Origin of the sequence: uncultured Dokdonia sp. (assembly GCF_947492815.1) — a bacterium.
In the GTDB taxonomy this organism is placed as follows: Bacteria; Bacteroidota; Bacteroidia; order Flavobacteriales; family Flavobacteriaceae; genus Dokdonia.
In genome coordinates this window covers 1-299 of sequence record NZ_CANLOB010000119.1, presented here as the reverse complement: position 1 = coordinate 299, position 299 = coordinate 1, and the positions used below count along the sequence as shown (strand labels likewise).

The following is a 299-nucleotide window of genomic DNA, read 5'->3' as shown; positions in this document are numbered from 1 at the left end:
GATGGCGCCGACGGAGCAGTTGGACCACAAGGACCAGCGGGTGCAGATGGTGCTGACGGAGCTGTTGGACCACAAGGGCCAGCAGGTGCAGATGGCGCTGACGGAGCAGTTGGACCGCAAGGACCAGCAGGTGCAGATGGTGCTGACGGAGCAGTCGGACCACAAGGACCAGCAGGTAACAATGGAGCAACAGGACCACAAGGTCCTCAAGGAAATACAGGTCCACAAGGACCAGCAGGTGCAGATGGCGCTGACGGAGCAATTGGACCACAAGGACCAGCAGGTGCGGATGGAGCTGA

General features: G+C 60.5%; 1 pseudogene. It reads left to right on the top strand.

Annotated features, from left to right (window positions below):
• Window positions 1-299, top strand: a pseudogene (locus tag Q1A01_RS23775) (hypothetical protein); the annotation flags it as partial.